At 40.7% G+C, this 16,895-nt stretch carries 13 protein-coding genes; 8 read left to right on the forward strand and 5 right to left on the reverse strand.

Annotated features, from left to right (window positions below; translation table 11 throughout):
• The first annotated feature begins 69 nt into the window (after positions 1-69).
• From ACFSVN_RS08560 to ACFSVN_RS08590, 7 genes are all read left to right on the forward strand, one after another.
• Complete coding sequence (locus ACFSVN_RS08560) at positions 70-336, forward strand: hypothetical protein (protein ID WP_390301018.1); 267 nt, start codon at positions 70-72, stop codon at positions 334-336.
• Positions 333-839 carry an acetyl-CoA carboxylase biotin carboxyl carrier protein subunit gene (locus ACFSVN_RS08565; protein ID WP_390301021.1) on the forward strand — a complete coding sequence of 169 codons (507 nt, stop codon included), beginning with the start codon at positions 333-335 and terminating at the stop codon, positions 837-839. Before ACFSVN_RS08560 ends, ACFSVN_RS08565 begins: the two co-directional genes overlap by 4 nt.
• Positions 832-2,100, forward strand: coding sequence for a UDP-N-acetylglucosamine 1-carboxyvinyltransferase (murA, locus tag ACFSVN_RS08570; RefSeq protein ID WP_390301024.1), 1,269 nt, complete (start codon positions 832-834; stop codon positions 2,098-2,100). Before ACFSVN_RS08565 ends, murA begins: the two co-directional genes overlap by 8 nt.
• A 445-nt stretch (positions 2,101-2,545) precedes the next feature.
• Entirely contained in the window at positions 2,546-4,291 is a 1,746-nt protein-coding gene (locus ACFSVN_RS08575; RefSeq protein ID WP_390301027.1) for an Rne/Rng family ribonuclease, read from the forward strand.
• 55 nt (positions 4,292-4,346) lie between these two features.
• Complete coding sequence (gene hslV, locus ACFSVN_RS08580) at positions 4,347-4,895, forward strand: ATP-dependent protease subunit HslV (protein ID WP_390301030.1); 549 nt, start codon at positions 4,347-4,349, stop codon at positions 4,893-4,895.
• Position 4,896: 1 nt separating this feature from the next.
• Positions 4,897-6,306: an ATP-dependent protease ATPase subunit HslU gene (hslU, locus tag ACFSVN_RS08585; RefSeq protein ID WP_390301033.1), complete on the forward strand. Its 1,410-nt coding sequence runs from the start codon at positions 4,897-4,899 to the stop codon at positions 6,304-6,306.
• A 131-nt stretch (positions 6,307-6,437) separates the two neighbouring features.
• Positions 6,438-8,330, forward strand: coding sequence for a S41 family peptidase (locus tag ACFSVN_RS08590; protein WP_390301036.1), 1,893 nt, complete (start codon positions 6,438-6,440; stop codon positions 8,328-8,330).
• A gap of 74 nt (positions 8,331-8,404) precedes the next feature.
• Here the strand turns inward: ACFSVN_RS08590 and ACFSVN_RS08595 are convergent, their stop codons facing one another.
• Positions 8,405-9,766 (reverse strand): histidine kinase dimerization/phosphoacceptor domain -containing protein, encoded by a 1,362-nt coding sequence (locus ACFSVN_RS08595; RefSeq protein WP_390301039.1) that lies wholly within the window; start codon positions 9,764-9,766, stop codon positions 8,405-8,407.
• 317 nt (positions 9,767-10,083) lie between these two features.
• A complete protein-coding gene (locus ACFSVN_RS08600; protein ID WP_390301042.1) occupies positions 10,084-11,967 on the reverse strand; it encodes an AMP-dependent synthetase/ligase in 1,884 nt (627 codons plus the stop codon).
• Between the two features lie 119 nt (positions 11,968-12,086).
• Here ACFSVN_RS08600 and ACFSVN_RS08605 point away from each other — a divergent pair, with 119 nt between their 5' ends.
• Positions 12,087-12,593: a Fur family transcriptional regulator gene (locus ACFSVN_RS08605; protein ID WP_390301045.1), complete on the forward strand. Its 507-nt coding sequence runs from the start codon at positions 12,087-12,089 to the stop codon at positions 12,591-12,593.
• Here the strand turns inward: ACFSVN_RS08605 and ACFSVN_RS08610 are convergent, their stop codons facing one another.
• Genes ACFSVN_RS08610 through ACFSVN_RS08620 form a run of 3 tightly spaced genes read right to left on the reverse strand, consistent with a single transcriptional unit; the run spans position 12,594 to position 16,751 of the window.
• The gene (locus ACFSVN_RS08610) at positions 12,594-13,475 is read right to left on the reverse strand and encodes a cell division protein FtsX (protein WP_390301048.1); all 882 of its coding nucleotides are present in this window, start codon (positions 13,473-13,475) and stop codon (positions 12,594-12,596) included.
• Between the two features lies 1 nt (position 13,476).
• Positions 13,477-15,450, reverse strand: a complete 1,974-nt coding sequence (locus ACFSVN_RS08615; RefSeq protein ID WP_390301051.1) for a putative porin — start codon at positions 15,448-15,450, stop codon at positions 13,477-13,479.
• A complete protein-coding gene (locus tag ACFSVN_RS08620; RefSeq protein ID WP_390301055.1) occupies positions 15,447-16,751 on the reverse strand; it encodes a competence/damage-inducible protein A in 1,305 nt (434 codons plus the stop codon). The genes ACFSVN_RS08615 and ACFSVN_RS08620 overlap by 4 nt, the downstream gene beginning before the upstream one ends.
• Positions 16,752-16,895: the final 144 nt, after the last annotated feature.

The raw sequence follows: 16,895 nt of genomic DNA on the forward strand, positions 1-16,895 counted from the left end.
TCAAAATCATTTTAAATAAAAGGGCTTATAATTTGTGATAATTTTTCATCGGCTCTATCTTCTGCCCGTATGAGAAAATTAACTCCATCAGAAAGAAAAATTTTAGACCGACTGATCTATCCCGAGCCTTTTGAAGTTATTCAGGAAGAAACAGAACTGGCTTATGGCGAGATCAGAGATGACATTATAAATCTGATGAATTCCCGACTGATCGAAGTGGTGGATCCTGAAGGCTTAAAAGCCAACAGTATCACAGCTTTTGATTCTGATAACATCAAAAGATCTACTTATCGCATCACTAAATCAGGGATAAACCACATGAAAAAAAGCGTATGAAATTCCAGGCAACCATTCGAGAAGACGAACATAATATTGAGTTATCTCCCAAAGAAGGAACTTTTATTTCTGGAGATATGGAAGGAACCTATACCTTTGAATTTGTAAACGGCCGATATATCCTTCGAACCGGAACAAAAACCTATAAAATCGATAATGTAACTAAGGAAGGTTCTACAATTGAATTTTCAATGAATGGTGTCTGGCATTCGGTGGATGTTAAAGATGAGCAAGAGCTACTTCTCGACCGGCTTGGCTTTAAAACAGGTGCTGCCGCTGCGGAAGGTATCCTAAAATCTCCTATGCCGGGTAAGATCCTCGAGATCATGGTAAAGGAGGGTGACGAAGTTGAAAAAGATCAGCCGCTGGCTATTCTGGAAGCCATGAAAATGGAAAACGAATTGAAAGCCCCGGTAGCCGGAACCATAGTAAACATCTCGGCCGAAGTCGGACAATCATTAGAAAAAAATTCACCTATACTGGAGATCGAAACCATTGGATAAATTTATTATCAAGGGAGGAAATCCTTTAAAAGGAACTATCCCAATTAGCGGATCAAAAAATGCAGCCCTGCCACTCATGGCCGCGTCCCTTCTTGGAAATTCAACATCTACTATAAAAAATATTCCCCGGCTTAAGGATATTTATACCTTTAATAACGTCATCCGGGTTGTAGGAGCTCACGTCGATTTTAAGGAAGACGAGAATACACTTACGATCGACCCTACCTATGTCAATCACCTGGAAGCTCCTTATGACCTTGTCCGAAAAATGCGAGCTTCTTTTTACATGCTTGGAGCTTTGGTTGGAAAACACGGTTATGCTAAAGTTTCCCTCCCAGGAGGATGCGCTTGGGGTCCCCGTCCTGTTGACCTTCACCTGAAAGGCATGGAAGCTATGGGCATCGATATCTCCCTTGAAAAAGGATATGTGATCGCTAAAGCTGAGGACAAAGTCGACGGCGGTTCATTCACCCTTGAACCCAGCAGTGTTGGAGCAACGGTTAATTTGATACTGGCTGCTGTGCTAAAGGCAAAGAAATTCACCATCAATAATGCTGCTAAAGAGCCTGATGTAGTTCAGCTTTGCAACTTCCTTGTAAATATGGGTGCTGACATTGATGGTATTGGCACGAAAACCATTACCATAAAAGCAGTTGATCAGCTCCGGGGAGTTGAAGTTTCCAATGACCCTGACCGTATTGAACTTGGAACTTTTATGATAGCCGGTGCTATGTTTCCCGGTTCAGAGCTTACACTCACAGGATGTAATCCGGAGCATTTGGGCAGTTTTCCGGATAAACTTCGTAAAACCGGAACTTCTGTAGATATTGAGGGAACCACTATAAAAATAAAGGCTCCTGAAACACTGAAGCCTGTATCCATTAAGACCGAGGTCTATCCCGGTTTCCCAACCGATCTGCAGGCGCAATGGGCTACTATGATGACCCAGGCGGAGGGAGACTCAAAAGTAACTGATACTGTTTATTTTGACCGATTCAGCTATGTCCCGGAATTAGTGCGGCTTGGGGCTGATATGGATGTTGAAAAAAATACGGTAAAGATATCCGGAAAAACTCCACTTACCGGGGCATCTGTAATGAGCACCGACCTTAGAGCTAGTGTAAGCCTCGTATTAGCTGCAATGGTAGCCGAAAATAGCTCAGAAGTATTGCGAATCTATCACCTTGACCGTGGCTATGAATCACTCGAGGATAAACTTACTATCGTTGGAGCTGACATTAGCCGTGTTGATGAGGAGTAATTCAGCATTTATAAATTTCTCTCTTCTTATCAATTATAAGTGAAAATAGCGTTTACATTAATGGGCATTCACAGTTATATTGATTTAAGAAAAAATCGCCCAAAACAAGCTTTTTTAAACTATTTTCGATTGCATAACGCACAGAATACATATCAAAAACACCTGACAGCATCATTGTCTACCTATTGTACCGATGCTATCATCGATTTTTTCTTTTTCTGCGGACTATTACTTACAGATCTAACGCAGACTCTCTTTTCTGATTCCTATTCGGAATCTCCAAATAAAACAATTTTAACAGATATTATTCCTGAAGCAGCCGCTCGACCGTTTGCTTCCAACCCCAATCTCAACAATGAGTCCGTACTAAATTTGCACCGTAAATTAATACGATGGTTTGTTTGCAGGGGTTTTAGCGGCTTCCGGGAAAGGAAGAATTTTACCAATGAAGAATCAAATTATTATACACTCTTCGGGCAATCAGACCCGTATCGCGCTTTTAGAAAACAACGAGTTAGCGCAACTTTTCATAGAATCGGAAGAAAACCAGCGTACCGTTGGTAATATATATGTAGCCAGAGTTCACAAGGTATTAGGCGGTATTCGTGCCGCTTTCATCGACATGGGTACCCCTAAAGATGCATTTCTTCACTTTTCCGATGCCGGCGATCATCTTGATGAATACGTAAGTAAACTGAATGGACCGGAAGCCATTCCAAGCCATGCCAGAAAGGATATTCAGAATAAAGACAACCTTTCAAATGTTGAAAAACAGGTATTGGCAGGAAAGATCTTACGAACAGGACAGAAATTACTGGTTCAGATCGTGAAGGAACCGATCGGTTCCAAAGGCCCCCGAATCTCCACAGATATTACCATTGCCGGGCGTTTTCTGGTATTGATCCCAATGGGTGATTACATCGCTGTTTCCAAAAAGATCGGGCACTACAAAGAAAGACGACGATTGAAAGGAATTCTGAATAACATGGTTCCTGATGGATTTGGAGTGATTGTACGGACCGTAGCCCAGGGGCAGGATAAGAAAGCACTCGAAGATGACCTTCGAAACGTACTTCAAAAGTGGGAACAGATCGTTGATAAGCTGGAAGATGCAAAGCCCCCTTCCCTTCTGTACCGAGACTTAAATATGACGGAGAGTTTGATCCGTGATCTTTTTGCAAAAAATTATGATCGTGTTCTCATTGACGATTCCGAACTATATCGTCAGATCAAGTCGTATGTGGGACAGATAGCCCCTCAAATGGTTCCTAATGTAGAATTGTATAAAGGCAAAGAGCATATCTTCGATTACATGAAGATCGCACACGATGTGAATTCTATTTTTAGTCCTCGTGTACGCATGAAATCGGGCGGATACCTCATCTTTGAGCAAACAGAAGCTATGTATGTGGTTGACGTTAACTCCGGGCCTTACGCCGCAAAAAAACGTCAGGAAGACAATTCCCTGAAAACAAACCTCGAAGCTGCAAGAGAGATCGCCAAACAACTTCGCCTGAGAGATATTGGCGGGATCATAGTAGTTGATTTCATTGATCTGCGTGATGATAAGAACCGAAAGAAGATCTACGACGAGTTAAAGAAGGAATTTATAAAAGACCCGGCCAAAACCAATGTGATCGGGATGAGTGACTTTGGTCTTGTTCAGATCACAAGACAACGAATTCGCCCAAGTGTAGTAAACTCCGTATCTAAAGTATGCCCTGTTTGTGGAGGATCCGGTAACGTTGTAACTGAAGATACTATACTAACCGATCTTGAAACATGGTTGAGCAAATTCAAGCATAACACTAGTTACCGTGCGGTTGATCTGTATGTTAACCCATACCTGAAGTCGGTTCTGACAAAAGGTCTGTTCAGTACACGCTGGAAGTGGATGGCGAGATTCCGGATCAAAGTCTCTTTGATAGGAGACGAAACGGTTTCAATGAATGAATTCCGCGCAACACTTGTGGGTTCTGATATAGACATTACTGATATCGTAATGAGGGATGAATCAATTGAGGAAGTCTTAGACCGTGAGGGAGAACTCATTGAACTTGAAAGTGGCAAAAGCAGTAAAGACGGATTAGATATCTCAAAAAAGGAACGGAAGAATTCCAACAGAACGTCAGGTAACAATGACAATTCGAACGGAAGAAACAATTCTAAGTACTATAAGTCCTCAAATTAAGCCTTGGCTTGGTTTTTGTTTCTTATAGACTCAACCCTTTTAAATAATATTTAGCATGAATTTATCCGATCTACACGCAACTACTGTTGTGGGAGTGATCCACAATGGTAAGGCTGCAATAGGCTGTGACGGACAGGCTACCATGGACAAAACCGTCATGAAAAGCACCGTAAAAAAAGTACGCAAATTATATAACGGCAAGATCTTAGCCGGGTTTGCCGGATCTACAGCAGACGCTTTTACCTTGTTTGAAAAATATGAGGAAAAGTTAAATGAATACAACGGAAGCATGGAACGAGCTGCCGTTGAATTAGCCAAAGAATGGCGCAAAGACAAGTTTTTGCAAAAGCTGCAGGCATTACTAATTGTCATGAATAATGAAAAGTCATTGGTCATCTCAGGTCAGGGTGATGTCATTGAACCTGATGATGAGATCGCAACGATCGGAAGCGGTGGCTCCTATGCCCTTTCGGCAGCTCGAGCTATGGTTAAACATGCTCCGAAATTATCTTCCAGGCAAATCGTTGAAGACTCCCTGAACATTGCTGCAGATATCGACATCTATACCAATCATAATATTACGATTTTAGAAATTGAAGACTGATATGTTAACTATTGAAGAGAAGAATTTGACCCCTCAGCAGATCGTCGCTGAGTTAGACAAGTACATTGTAGGCCAGAAATCGGCCAAAAGGTCTGTATCCATTGCATTAAGAAACCGATGGAGAAGACTCAACTCTGAAGAAGAGATCCGTGATGAGATCATCCCCAACAATATCTTATTGATAGGTCCTACCGGAGTTGGTAAAACTGAAATTGCCCGTCGCTTAGCAAGGCTTGCACATGCACCGTTTATGAAAGTGGAAGCTTCTAAATTTACTGAAGTCGGTTATGTTGGTCGCGATGTTGAATCCATGATCCGGGATCTGACCGACGTTGCTATCAGCATGGTAAAAAAGGAAATGCAGGATCGAGTGAAGGAAAAAGCTGCACATAAAGCAGAAGAACGTATTTTAGATATACTCATCCCTCCTGTCAAGAAAACCGGGGTTGGATTCAATAGCAATTCAGATGATAATTTTGACCCTCAGAAAGCCAGTGACTCTGAATTGAATGAACGAACTCGCGAGCGGTTCCGCGAAAAGCTCCGGAATGAGGAGTTGGAAGATCGTGAGATAGAGATAGAAGTAAATGCCAGCAAAGGAAGCCCGATGATGCAGGTTTTCGGCCCTCAGGGAATGGAAGAAATGGGAATCAACCTGCAGGATATGCTTGGAAATCTTGGCAAAGGCGGTAAGAAAACGAAGCGGAAATTACCTATCAGTGAAGCTCGAGAGATCCTAACCGAGGAAGAAGCAGAAAAACTCATTGATCACGAAGCTGCTGTTCAGGAAGCCCTGGAACGTGTTCAGAAACAGGGAATTGTATTTATTGACGAGATCGACAAGATCGCTGAATCCTCCACCGGAAGTGGCGGAAAAGGCGGACCGGATGTAAGCCGTCAGGGCGTTCAGCGCGACCTCCTCCCTATTGTTGAAGGAAGTGCTGTTAATACCAAACATGGTATCGTTAAGACCGATCATATCCTCTTTATAGGATCCGGAGCATTTCATGTTTCCAAACCTTCTGATCTGATCCCGGAATTGCAGGGTCGTTTTCCGATCCGGGTTGAATTGAGCTCGTTGACAGAAGAGGATTTCATCGACATCCTTTCAATACCGAAAAATGCGTTGACCAAACAATATATCGCCATGCTGAAAACAGAGGGCGTGCATATTGAATTTAAGGAAGATGCTATTAGAGAGGTTGCACGTATAGCTGCAGAAGTTAATTCATCCGTTGAGAATATAGGTGCGAGAAGGCTTCATACGATCATGTCATCATTGTTTGACGAACTTCTTTTTGCAGTTCCTGATGATATTAATTCCGGTGAGATCACTATCGATAAAGCTTATGTGGACAAACAATTGGCAGATATAGTAAAAGACAAAGACCTGAGTCATTATATACTCTAAAGCTGTTTTTTACATATAATAATCTGTTGGCAGTAATTGTACTATACTACATTATTTAGTACAATCGTTAGGATGAAACTATTTGTCGCCATATTGGTTATTATTTAAGTAACTGACGTAAAAACACATTTATGCATTTGAAAAAAATACTCTTTCCCAACGTACTAATACTACTAATTCTTTCTGCTCTCAGATTTACCGGTGTAGACCCTGTTTTACAATCAGGAGAAGATGACACTAAAAATTTGACTAAATATCATCAGGCACAACGTAGTATTGTCACCAATTACTTCAATGAACCGGACTTAAATGAAATGTATCTGTCCAGCATACGGTATATGGTGAAAGCGATAAAAGATTCTACTTTGGGTATAAGTGGAACCCCTATCGACACAACCTTCCAGGGCGTCGAGATCAGTTCGATACGAGACTCATTCACTAATTTTGAAAAAGCATATTTATACGTCAGTAATAATAGCCCTGATGAAAATATGACCAAGCTTACAGAAGCTGCTATTAAAGGAATGTTCTCGACTTTGGATCCTCATTCAATATACATTGAAGCTGAAGACAATGAACAGATCCAGGAAGAATTTGCCGGAAAGTTTCAGGGAATTGGAGTTCAGTTTCAGATTATTGAAGATACCATAACGGTGATCACCGCAATTTCAGGAGGTCCAAGTGAACAACTTGGAATACGCTCAGGCGACCGCATCATTCAGATCGAAGATACATCATCAGTTGGTTTTACCAATGAAATGGTTTTGAGGAGGCTGAGAGGGGAGAAAGGGTCAGAAGTCAATGTCACAATAAAAAGACCTAACGTTAAAGATCCCATCAATTATACCATTATTCGGGATGACATACCTATATATACCGTTGATGCATCCTATATGCTTGATGAACAAACCGGATATATTAAGATCAACCGTTTTGCTGCTACTACCCATGATGAATTTATTGCAGCCTCTGAAGATCTTAAGGAAAAAGGTATGGAACGCCTGGTATTAGACCTTCGGGGTAATCCGGGAGGATATTTAAGTCAGGCTATTGCCATTGCTGAGGAATTCTTCCCGAGAGGCACAGAGTTAGTTTCAACTAAAAGTAAGCATTCCCGTTTTAATGGCGAATATTTTTCACGAAAAGACGGTGATTACAAAGATAAACCGGTTATCGTTTTAGTAGATGAAGGTGCAGCTTCAGCAAGTGAGATCGTTAGTGGTGCTATTCAAGATCATGACCGAGGCTTGATAGTTGGTAAAAGAACTTTTGGAAAGGGCCTGGTGCAGCAGCAATATGAGTTAATTGATAAAAGCAGTGTCAGGGTTACCATCTCACGCTATTACACTCCTTCCGGACGATTGATACAAAAGCCATTTGTGGAAGGCGGTGAAGAATATGCCTATGAGATCTTCCGTAGAAATGATGCAATGGATGATGCAAATGAATTCATCGATCAGATCCCTGATTCCCTGAAATACACTACTGATGCAGGTCGTACAGTTTATGGTGGTGGAGGCATTGTACCTGATTACATCGTCCCAAATGACACAACCACCTCCGCATATGTATTTAATTATGCTATAAGACAACGTGCTTCCTTTGACTATGTAAGAACATTCCTGGATGAGAATGGAGAGAGCTTCCGAAATAAATGGGAATCTGATTTCCAGGATTTCCGTGAAAATTTCACATGGGATGAAAGTCAGATCAAAGGATTGAAATCACTTCTTTTAGAAAGAGGAATGGTGATCTCAGATACCGTTGACACACCAAATTTCAGAAAAGATTCTCTGTTCGTTCCAACCGGCCACTTTGAAGAAGTTTCTTGGTTGCTTGAAGGGAGAATGAAAGCGGAATTAGCCCGCCAGATCTGGGGAATGGAATATTTTTATCCAATCGTGAATGACATATTTGATAATACCCTGGATAAAGCCATGACATTATGGGATGCTGTCGCACGCCTTGAGGCTATTGCCAATGGAAAGGCCGATGTTTCTACACTAGGAAACCTTAAGAACTGATATACTGCCATATTCCATTTTAAGATTTTCTTACGGTTACAAGATGATCAGTTATCCAACTAATTGAAGAGGACTTAATTGGTCATTTTATCAAATTCTTCATCAGTAAGTGAACTTTGGGAACCTTTATTATAATCTTTCGCAAAACTTACTTTAAAAAATGCCCCTGATTCATTTTTATATTCTATCTTACCATTTATTTGCTGTATAAGATTTCTAATCAAGGTTGAGCCAACTGTTTCAAAGCTTTCTATATCCCAGTTTTCCGGAAGTCCTGAGCCATTATCTTTCACAGTCAGATAGAATATCTCCTTCTCTATGTGCAATCCCAGTTTAATTTCTCCTTGATCTACACTTTCAAATGCGTGTTTATATGCATTAGTAACCAATTCATTTATGATCAATGCACAAGGAACAGCCTGGTTTAAGTTTAACCCATCTGCTGAGATCTTACTTTTAATCTTTATAGTTTTACCTTCGATATTTAACCTCGGCTCGATCGATCTTATATACTCTTCCAGAAACTGTTTTAAAGGAACTTGTACATGACTTTTAGCCCTGTATAATACCTCGTGAATTAAAGACATTGACTTGATCCTATTCTGACTCTTTGCAAGAATTTCAATTACCTGTTTGTTGGTTGAATTGAATTCCTCTATCAAAAGAAGACTGCTGATCAGGGCTAAATTATTTTTAACTCTATGATGTGTTTCCTGGAGCAAAACCTGTTTTTCTTTCAGCGATTTCTTATAACCACTCTCTGACCTTTTCTGGCTTGTGATATCCCTTGCTGCAATAAATATCACATCATTATCTTTTATCATTCGAACATCTAAGAAACAAGTTCTCCTTGAAAGAAAAGTATCCATCTGATTCTTACTGTTCGATTCCTCGTTAACCAAAGCTTCAAAAGCATGTATAAATTCCCGGTCAGATATCAACCAGTTTAACTTCTTTCCTACAATTTCTAATGCACTGGTCCCCGTCAACTCTTTTACACTCCCCTGAATATCCATAATTGAAAAGCTGACAATATCTACCTTTAAAATCAGATCATAAGCATGCTTTAGAAAAGTCGTTTTCTCCCTGAGTCTTTTATAGAGATCTGAATGATAACTTTTTTCCTCTACTTCCTTTGCTAAGGACCGCAGAAGATCAATTTTCTCAAAACTCATTTTTCCGGGCTTATCGTCTAAAACACAGATAGTTCCAATGTTCTTACCACTTTGAGAGTTGATGGGTAATCCACAAAAGAAACGAATTTCTTGTCCCGCATAATCACTGACTATATTCTGAAGTCTCTTATGTTCATTAAGATCTTTAATAAGCAAAAGGTCTTTTACTTTTAAAGCATTCGTACAAAATGAATTCATACCCGGTATCGGATCAACTTCAAACCCATAGGGCGTTATTGTCGATACTTTACTTTCATCCAATGTGATGATCATCGCAAACTTTGTATCACATAAATAAGCAGCTATTTTGACAAGATTTTTATAATTATCAGATAATGAGATGCGAGAAAATGGATTAATTATTTTTCCATTGTCGGTGTTTAGATGGCTTTGCATACTACTAATAATGAAAGTGGTTTTAGCAATCGAGAATTACGATCAAAAAAGCACAAAAAACCTGCTAATAAATACCACGGTATTAATATAATTGGCTGACTAAAGGTTTATCGACAACAAGATGTTATCCTATACCTAATTGATCTTCTCGGTTATAAAATGATATCAATAATTGTTATCGGTCAATCTTTGTCATTCTTAAAGATATCTTCGATGAGATGCCCATATTTATCTGCTATAACCCGTCGTTTTACTTTCAATGTAGGTGTTATCTCTCCTGTTTCAACAGTGAACTCATTAGCAACCAGTCGAAAATCCCGGATCTTCTCATGTGATGCCAGTTCTTTAGAAAAAGACCTCAGTTCTTTTTTATACACCCCTTTAACTTCTTCAGGTTCTATTAATTCCTCATTACCATCGAAGCTAAGTCCCTGATCTTTCGCAAACTTGGCTACAACCTCAAAGTCGGGCACGATGATCGCTGCCATGTAGTTTTGTCCCTCTCCAACCACTACAATTTGGTCGATCCATTTACTTGTTTTAAGGAGATCCTCGATTGGGCCCGGATAAATGTTCTTCCCACCGGCATTGACGATCATGTGTTTTATCCGGTCAGTGATCTTAAGGAATCCTTCATCAAACTTACCAACGTCTCCGGTATGCAACCAGTTGTCATTATCTATCATTTCTTTGGTTGCTTCTTCATTCTTCCAGTATCCTTTCATGACATTCGGACCTTTACAAAGGATTTCTCCTGCTTCACTGCTTAGATCCGTTGGGTAATCCTCGCCACTTATCTCAGCAATAATTTTACCATTGTCCAGACTTTGAATACCTACCGTTACCCCGGGGATGATCGTTCCCACAGCACCAACCTTTTCCTGTCCGGGTTTGTTGGCAGCCATTACCGGTGAAGTTTCTGTTAGGCCGTAGCCTTGTAAAATATTCATACCGGCACATTGGAAGAAAGTATCGATCTCCGGAGGAAGTGCGGCGCCGCCGGAAACAAAAAGCCGAACATGACCACCGGTACGTTCTTTAAGTTTATCGAATACCAGTTTATCAGCAATTTTCTTTTGCAGGGAAACCAGGCCTCGTTTTCCCTCAGCATATTTACGCCCTGTTTCAACAGCCCAATTGAAAATTTTTTTCTTGGCATCGCTGCCTTCTTCCACGCTCTTTACAATCAGGTTATACATTTTTTCGAACAGTCGAGGCACACTTATCATAATGGTTGGCTTGGCCTCAGGCATATTTTTCGAAACGGTATCAACACTTTCAGCATAGTATACTTCTACCCCACTTGATATCATGGCGTAGTACCCTGCGGTACGTTCAAAAGAATGGCAAAGTGGTAAAAAAGAGAGCAACCGATCAGTGTCATCCCAGTAAATATGTTGCGTTGCCGCTTTTACATTACTCACAATGTTATTGTGGGTAAGCATGGCTCCCTTGGGCTTTCCTGTTGTGCCGGAAGTATAGATCAACGTTGCTACATCATCAGGCTGAACCATTTTAACTCTTTCTTTGATAGTCGCTTTATGCGACTCCAAATGCTTTCCACCTTCAATAAGCACATCCTCAAACATATTCACATAAGGCTCCTCCATAAGATGCTCAAGCTTAGGAACATCAAACGCTACTACTTCCATAAGCTCATCACAGTCCTCAAATACTTCTACAGCTTTTTTAAGTTGGAGTCCGGTTGAAACAAAAAATATCTTAGCCCCAGAGTCTTTTAGAATATACTGACATTGATGTGCAGGTAGAGTCGTGTATAACGACACATTAATCGCTCCTACCACTTGAATTGCCAGGTCAACTGCAGCCCACTCATATCTGTTTTCACTCAATATTCCGACTCTATCTCCCTTTTCAATTCCCTGCTCAATCAAATAAGCGGCAAGGGAATACACATCATCTGTTACCTGATCCCAATCTATTGGTTGGTACTCTGCATCAGGCGTAGGCTTGAAATAGAAAGGTTTTTTTCCGGCACCTTTGTACTTGCGAGAAAGGTTTATAAAAAGTTCCGTAAGTGTTTCGAATGGTACGATAGTAGGCATAATAAGCTGATTTATTCCAAGTGTAACTCCGGGCGAAATATAATACTCTTGAAATCAAATGCACGGGTTTCATAAGCATGTTTACAAATCGTATATTTGAGGAAATCAAAAAAGTATTTATGGCACACCCAGCGCACGAAGATACAGTAAATTTAGTAAAGGAGATATTTCGTTCCTATCTCAAAGAACGCAATCAGCGCCAAACACCGGAACGATTTATGGTGTTGGAAGAGATCTATACTGCTGATGGACATTTTGATGCCGACGATATTTTCTTTCGTATGAAAGAAGCAGGCACAAGAGTCTCTAGAGCTACAGTATATAATACGCTCGACCTACTTGTTGAATGCGGATTAGTGCAACGACAGCAGTTCGGTAAAAGCCAGTATTATTACGAGCGTGCCTATGCTTACCAACAGCACGATCATATCATTTGCCGGGAATGCGGACACGTTCTCGAATTTTGTGATCCACGTGTTGGTGAGATTCAGCGTATGCTTTCTGAGATCCACGACATGGATATTGATGGGCATTCACTTCATTTCTTTGGAACGTGTACTGATAAAGAAGCTTGTAAACTTAGACAGGAATCCGATAATAAAATTGCGGGTATCAAAGACTCCTGATCAACTTGCAATATATGTTTCCTGAATAAATCGACGGGCTGCCCAGCGGCTTCCCCACCATCCCATTAACAGGGAAAGCCCCATCATTCCACCTACTAAAAAGTACCATCTTCCAAATGGCCAGCTTAAGGTTCCCAGATCCAGATAAAAAGGAACTGCAAATTCAAAGATCAGAAATATACTAAGCACGGCAAGGAAGCCGGCGATCAAACCTTGCAATACTCCTTCCACTATAAAAGGACTTCGTATAAATTTATTGGTGGCGCCCACCAGCTTCATAGCTCTAATAAGGTCACGTTTTGCATAGATCGTTAGACGAATGGTGTTGTAGACTAAAATAAGAGCTGCCAAAAGAATTAAGATACCAATACCACCTCCAACCAGGCTAAAGGTATTCAGGTTTGATTCCAGGATCCGGAGTAACGCCTCATTGTATTCTACTTCATCTACTCCCCTAACATTTTGCAAGCGGGAAACCATGTTCTCAATCTGAGAAGCACCGGCATCAGTATTCACACTCAGTCGGAATGAGGCCGGAAGAAAATTGAGTTCAGCAAGTTCTTCAACTCCGGCTCCAAATTCCTTTCTCATTATAGCAGAAGCACTGTCTTTGGAAATATAATTTACTCCTTCAACCAACTCCTCGTTTTCAAGCTGAACCCTTATTTGGTTGGTGGTTCGCTCATCTATATCCAACAAGAATACCTCAACCTCAATCAAATTCTTAATAGACATAGCCTGACTGTACACATTATACCCGGTCCTGGTGAGTACTCCCAATAAAAGAACGGCGATGAATAGTGAGAAGATTGATGTGGTAGCTGCTAATTTAGTGCGCTTTATACCTGTAAAACCTTCTCTAACAATATATTTTATACTCATATCAATTTCTGAATTGTGCTCTAATTCCTACTAATAATCTACGTGGTGGCATTGGGAAACCTGCCGCCTCAAAGTAGCCCGCCTGACCATATCCGTCAAGCGCATTTTCCCACCTCATTACAATCATAATTCCCCGAAGCCGCGCTGAAAGTTCCACATCCATCCTGAAAAAAGCAGGAAGTTCCTGATACGTACTGTTTCCCTGCCAATATCCCAACTCCGTATTAAATGTACGGGCTCCATAAAATAAAGGGGATAATAAGGTTTTTACACCCAATTTCAGATAGGTAGCACGATCAAACATATATCCTTTTACGAAAGCAGAATTCCGAAGCCATACTACCTGATCCTGCCCATTGAGCTCAAGATTATTCGCATCTGTGTCACTGTATTGGAACTGTTGAAAGATCCCCGAGCTTTCGATCTCAAATAAATGATTTTCAAAACGGGCATAGGCTGAGCCGGAAATATGTTGCAACTGCCTGCTATTTGTGAAAGAGCTATCCTGAGTCAGGAAGGAAGCATTCCCACTTAATTTAAACCTACCCTTTCCGCCAACGGTAATATTTGAAGTCAACTCAAAATCCAGCGTTGCTACAGCCGAAACACCTAATTCGTTATTCAGCCCTTCATTTCCGACATAATTTTCTGATTGCCAATACATTGCCTGTATGGTAGGTATCTTGCTGAATGTAGAAATACTTACTGAAGTCTGTAAGCGATCAAAAAGTGATGATTTTATTCCACCTGTTATATCGAACCCATTCATTCCATCACTTCGGTAAGTAAAGATCCCTGAACCAAAGAACGCTACATTTTTGATTGGCTTAAATGCCCCTGATACTTCGGATTGGAGATCAGTCCAACCACCTAAGCTAATTGGACTGAATGCTTCGGCTTTATGGTTTTTAGCACTAATTTCTCCCCTAATTTCAAAACGATCAAGCTGTAGCGATTTAAATGCTCTTGTACCCAATGTTCGAATATCCCGGGAAAGTGTGTCTGCACTAAAGTAGAGATCATGCTTATTTTTGGTAACCGAAAACTCCAAGCCTCCACTTTCTGCAGAGGCCGTATCCTTACGCTGATAGATACCGGTTATCAAATCCCAGCGGCTATACTCAGAACTGGCTCTGCCCGAAACTGGTGCCGATGTAAATTCATTAAATGGAAATGAGGATGGATCTCCCACACTATACCCAAAAGGTTCTCCTTTGTTAAGTTGATTACGTAAATATAATGCCCTCACTAAATAATTTTCATTCAGATGATGATAAGCTCTCGCCGTAATCTGATTTCCGGTAACTTCACTATTCGGATAATACCCTCCTCCTCTTCGATCCCAGTATGAAACTTCCACATTTGTTTTTTCAGTAAAATTCTGAGCTACAAGGAACTCTAGATTTCTGAATGCTTCTCCATCCTCATCATAGTTTAGATAACTAATGGGTTTGACCACATAAAAATCCCTGATTCTGATATTTGAATAATAATTACCACCATAGCTTTCCACAGCCTCACCGATTTTACGGTGCGGTACAAGGTTATAATTTGGAAGCCCTGTTATAGGATTATTTAAGGAAAGTCCCTCCATCTCAAGCTGCTGCTCATACGGCTCATAACCGTTGACATGAAAAGCATCTACTCTGCCAATGGTACCTTGACGGAAAGAAATAGCATCTCGCCTGTAGGACTGAAAATCACCCCAATTAGGCCAAAGCTGCCAACGCATTAAACTATCGTTAGTAATGAAATACTCATTCAATTCACGTTCCTCTTGCCATGGAACTACCTCTCTGGCTTCAGGAAGATTCTTCTGTTCGATAGCTGAAGTGTCCCGGGCACTTTCCTCCATCACTCCTTGTCGGTCCATTTCAATAGCAGTTGAGTCCACTGATGTAGTATCGCTCCTTTGAGCATAGCCTTGACCAATGAAAATGAAGAACATGACATGTATGAGAAGCAGTTTCTTCATGCTTGCTCTTTTTTAAGATCATAGGGCATAATTTCGATTCCTTTCAATACCCTTCGGACAGTTTCAAGTAATACCATTTTAGTACGTTCTTTATTGATCAGGCGATCTTTTGTAAACAGTGCTTTTATAGCAAAGTGTTCTCTTCCTTTTTGATAGAATCCCATCCAAACAGTGCCAACCGGTTTTTCTTTTGTTCCGCCACCGGGGCCTGCTATTCCGGTTGTTGAAATACCAATATCTGTTCCAAGTTTCTCAGCAACCCCTTTTGCCATTTGTAATGCTACTTCCTTGCTCACAGCTCCCAAATCATCTAGATCTTTTTGAGAAACTCCAAGTTGCCCGGCCTTTACCCGATTGGCATACGAAATAATACCGCCTTCAAAATAATTACTGCTTCCGGCAACGTCTGTAAATGCATTAGAAATATGTCCACCCGTACAACTTTCCGCAACAGCGATATTCATTCCGTTTTCTACTAATAACTCCCCAACAGCTTCGCTAATTGAGTATTCATTTCCTTCCCCATAAATATAAATTTCTGCCTTTCGATAGATAATTTCAGAAAGATCTTCCAAATATCCTTTAGCTTCTTCCTGTGTCTTTCCGGCGGCATTCAATCTCAACGTTACTCCTCCCGGTGCAGGAAGGTATGCTAAACTCACTCCATTTTGATAGTAACCGGATAGATCTCCCAAAATATTATCACTCAGTGTACTCTCTCCAATACCCGCGGTTTTTATATAGTGAGAGTATACATACCCCGTTTCTCCAAAAGCTTTGCGGATTTTAGCGGCCATTTTTTTCTTCATCAGATATTTCATCTCATAGGGCACCCCGGGAAGAACGGCCAAATAATTTCCTTCATGAAACCACATCCCCGGAGCTGTACCGGCTTTATTAAAGACTACTTCGGCGTTTTCCGGCACTTCAGCCTGACTTTTATTTGAACTTGAAAAGGGAATATTTCTTTCCTTGAACAACGACTTGATATGATTCAGTGTCTTCTCATCCAGCTTGTAGCCGACTTCAAACAATTCCGCTACGGCTTTTTTGGTCATATCATCATGTGTAGGGCCAAGTCCACCGGTACAAATAACTAGGTCGGATTCGCTCATCGATTGTGTAATAACCTTCTTAATATCCTCAAGTTCATCGGATATGGTATAGACCATGGTCACTGTAAATCCCATTCCTGTAAGAAATTCTCCTAACCAGCTTGCGTTGGTATTTACTGTGTCACCAATAAGAAGTTCGTTACCGATAGAGATGATCTGTGCTTTCATGCCACGTAAATTCTGCATTACCATGCCCAAATTCCACAGCTATTTATAATAAGGTTCAAGGTGCAAGAAGCAAGTTTCAAGAAGTTTCTTGCACCTTGAACCTTGCTTCTTATTGCTGATTAAAAAGCTTGTGTTATGAATTAAATTCCTTAGTAAGTTTGG

Origin of the sequence: Gracilimonas halophila (assembly GCF_042684365.1) — a bacterium.
Taxonomy (GTDB): domain Bacteria; phylum Bacteroidota; class Rhodothermia; order Balneolales; family Balneolaceae; genus Gracilimonas; species Gracilimonas halophila.

What these genes read in the sequence shown, in the direction of transcription:
- ACFSVN_RS08560 (WP_390301018.1), top strand. Translation starts at nt 70, where the DNA reads ATGAGAAAATTAACTCCATCAGAAAGAAAAATTTTAGACCGACTGATC.
- ACFSVN_RS08615 (WP_390301051.1), bottom strand. Translation starts at nt 15,450, where the DNA reads ATGAAGAAACTGCTTCTCATACATGTCATGTTCTTCATTTTCATTGGT.
- hslV (WP_390301030.1), top strand. Translation starts at nt 4,347, where the DNA reads ATGAATTTATCCGATCTACACGCAACTACTGTTGTGGGAGTGATCCAC.
- ACFSVN_RS08610 (WP_390301048.1), bottom strand. Translation starts at nt 13,475, where the DNA reads ATGAGTATAAAATATATTGTTAGAGAAGGTTTTACAGGTATAAAGCGC.
- ACFSVN_RS08575 (WP_390301027.1), top strand. Translation starts at nt 2,546, where the DNA reads ATGAAGAATCAAATTATTATACACTCTTCGGGCAATCAGACCCGTATC.
- ACFSVN_RS08565 (WP_390301021.1), top strand. Translation starts at nt 333, where the DNA reads ATGAAATTCCAGGCAACCATTCGAGAAGACGAACATAATATTGAGTTA.
- ACFSVN_RS08620 (WP_390301055.1), bottom strand. Translation starts at nt 16,751, where the DNA reads ATGCAGAATTTACGTGGCATGAAAGCACAGATCATCTCTATCGGTAAC.
- ACFSVN_RS08590 (WP_390301036.1), top strand. Translation starts at nt 6,438, where the DNA reads ATGCATTTGAAAAAAATACTCTTTCCCAACGTACTAATACTACTAATT.
- ACFSVN_RS08600 (WP_390301042.1), bottom strand. Translation starts at nt 11,967, where the DNA reads ATGCCTACTATCGTACCATTCGAAACACTTACGGAACTTTTTATAAAC.
- ACFSVN_RS08605 (WP_390301045.1), top strand. Translation starts at nt 12,087, where the DNA reads ATGGCACACCCAGCGCACGAAGATACAGTAAATTTAGTAAAGGAGATA.
- hslU (WP_390301033.1), top strand. Translation starts at nt 4,897, where the DNA reads ATGTTAACTATTGAAGAGAAGAATTTGACCCCTCAGCAGATCGTCGCT.